Source organism: Candidatus Sodalis sp. SoCistrobi, assembly GCF_900143145.1.
In the GTDB taxonomy this organism is placed as follows: domain Bacteria; phylum Pseudomonadota; class Gammaproteobacteria; order Enterobacterales; family Enterobacteriaceae; genus SoCistrobi.
Genome location: NZ_FRDB01000300.1, coordinates 1 through 2,745 on the forward strand (window position 1 = coordinate 1; position 2,745 = coordinate 2,745).

Here is a 2,745-nt window from a genome sequence, read left to right on the forward strand (position 1 = left end):
CCAACAGGTCCTGAGGGGAGTGGCAATCCTGGAGCAATTGGTCAATAAGATCGTTGCTGATAGGCATTTTGTAGTCCTTTAAAGGTTTTGCTAAAAATGCCATTTACACAGATTATTTTACAGCCTCTAACTCGTGGCAACTTAACTCGTGGTTATTCTAGGCGGACAAAAACAGCTTATGTCAGACGAACCAATCAAACTTGCTGTTTCTGGATAATGCATCGGATAGTCTTTTGGATGGAGTCTAATTTCGGCTTCGGCAACATCTACACCATGCATGTTTTTTGTTTCATGATCTCGGCATTGATTATAAAAAGCTTTTGATGCACAAGGATCCGGTGGGCATGGGCAGTAATGTAAACTAAATCTTTTTTTATTAAATTCAGTAATTTTTATTATAGGTACCTCCATTCCTAACGACCCATTGTGTGAAAATTCATAATGTTTAGAACAGTCATTCATGTATTTATAGCATTGGCATGTGTCTTCACCCGACGGACATCTGCATAAAATATTATTTACAGAAACGAATTTATCAGTAAATCCTCTTTTACGGCAATCAGATACGAATTTCGTTGTGTAACAGACATCTTGTCTATATTGATTCATTCTGTGCTGCGCATAGCTAATCGGCATAACATCAGATCTCCATCGTTGATTAGCCGTGGACGATCTCACGGCTCTTAGGTAGATTATGCACAGTAAAGAAAAGTTATATACTTAGAAACGATTCGTTTTTTACTTAAGCGTGAACTAACACGATTAAAAGGTTTTACCATCAATCATCCCCTTCCCACATGTCGTCGTGGGTATCTACGCGTTAATTAAACAACAAACACACTGAAAAAAGGTAAGTGGTCCTTAAATTTTTGTCATCAAAAAAACTTTGCCAATGCTTTGATTGGTCAAGAAATGCCGCAAGGCGAAATATTGAAATCGCAACCTTCCCTATTCTGTGGCGGCAGAGGAATAGCAAAATAATCGTTAAGGCGTGAGGTGGAAGATGCCGGTACTGAGCTTCGACAATGCAATCAGCCACCTAGTGTGCCGGTAGCGCGCGATGCCCCATCCCGGACCGCACGGGCAGCGACAGCGGACGCTGTACGTGCAGTGTAAACCTGGCTGGGTGAGCAGTGGCTGGCGGTGACGAAGATGCGTGATGGCTCGGTTATACAGGTTTAAAACCGCCGCCTGCGGAGCATTTCCGCGTTACTGTTCGAGGCGATTAAGGAACTGTCCGCTAAAGTGAACCGTCAGCTGGCAGAATTAGATGCGCTTAAAGCGTCAGTCAGCACGGTGTATGTGGCTCAGAATGCGGATAGCACGGAATAACCCGCCCGCTGGATCAAGCCTTACTCTGGCTGATGAGGTTGGGGGTTATCAATCAAACATAAATTGACTATTAGGTAAGCTATGGAAAAATCAATAAACCACGAAGAACTTGATATGACGTTTAACACCAGAGTAAAGACTACAAATTCTAAGTATAAACAAAACGAAACGCCGACCCTATGTGATTTATTGTCTGCAATAAAGTTAAGAGTTCCAGCGATTTCCATACAATCTAAATCGAAAAAAGACTTTATGGAAGGTGATATTTTATATTTGCAGTATACGGGAAAAGATGAAAGCAATAGGAATTTTTTTAATATAATATACACCGTAGAAAGTGATGCGCTAGCGTACAATATATTCATTGCAGATGATGGTCTTGCATATAGTAACAACGAAGTCATCGAGCTGAAATATACTAATGGAGATTTTATTTTGGAGCGTTGCGCCATTGCATCACTGTCACCGAAAAAAAACGAAACGACATGTGATTCTTTTTCTGCTGTAGATAAAAGACTATTTCCCGTGCCAATACACCATGAAGCTAAAATAGATGTAAGTGACGGCGATATTTTTTTCTTGCAATATTGTGGAAAAGAAAGCTCAGGCAGTCATGTTTTCAATATTGTAAAGAATTCTACAAATGAAAATCTAGGCTACAATATATTTATCATTAAAAACGACAAAACGTACGAAGAAAATGAGATTGTTAAACTTGAGCGTATAAAAAACGAATTCCATTTAACGCCTTGCCCTTTAAATAGGAAAAGAATTCCCATAACAGTGGTTGCATTTGTAAATGTAATTGTTGCTACAATGGCGCAATATGTGGGGATACAAACAGCTATGCTTTTAGGCTCCAATTTATCTTTGGGGCAACTGTATTGCTGTAAGAATATTTTGAAGCTAGTAACGATGAGGAATGTCGACGGAAATATTAATAAGGGAAAAACTTTAGCTTGCACACTGAAATTAATGGGGATGAGTAAGAGCCAGATATTAGCGCTTGTTGGAGAAGAGTCGAATTTTTGCCAAGAAGCCGATAGTCTCTTTAATAATAGAGAAGTTTCTGAGGATGAAAGTAGTATTTCCTCTGAGGACGTAGCGAAAATGACATTTTCACACTTAACACCTATTCATGAATCGCAAGAAGAATTGATAAATTCAGTATTCGGAGAAAATACGGGTAATGCCTTCAAATAGTTGACTTTTGTGATATTCTGCCTCTATTTGAGGTTTCCACGTGGTTACAGTTTCTGTTCATTGTCCTCGCTGCCATTCAGATGAAATTTATCGACATGGCCTTAGTCCAACTAAGCGCGAACGCTTCCGGTGTCAGTGCTGTCACCGTGTATTCCAGCTTACCTACCGCTATGAAGCGCGAAAGCCGGGAGTTAAAGAGCAGATCGTTGA

At 40.0% G+C, this 2,745-nt stretch carries 2 protein-coding genes; both read left to right on the forward strand.

Translation table 11 applies throughout. The annotated features are described in order from the left end of the window. Positions 1 to 1,413: 1,413 nt before the first annotated feature. Complete coding sequence (locus CINSTRO3249_RS14795) at positions 1,414 to 2,535, forward strand: hypothetical protein (RefSeq protein ID WP_074013804.1); 1,122 nt, start codon at positions 1,414 to 1,416, stop codon at positions 2,533 to 2,535. Between the two features lie 40 nt (positions 2,536 to 2,575). Then, positions 2,576 to 2,745: IS1 family transposase (locus CINSTRO3249_RS14800; RefSeq protein ID WP_143146886.1), on the forward strand; the 170-nt coding region annotated here is incomplete at its 3' end.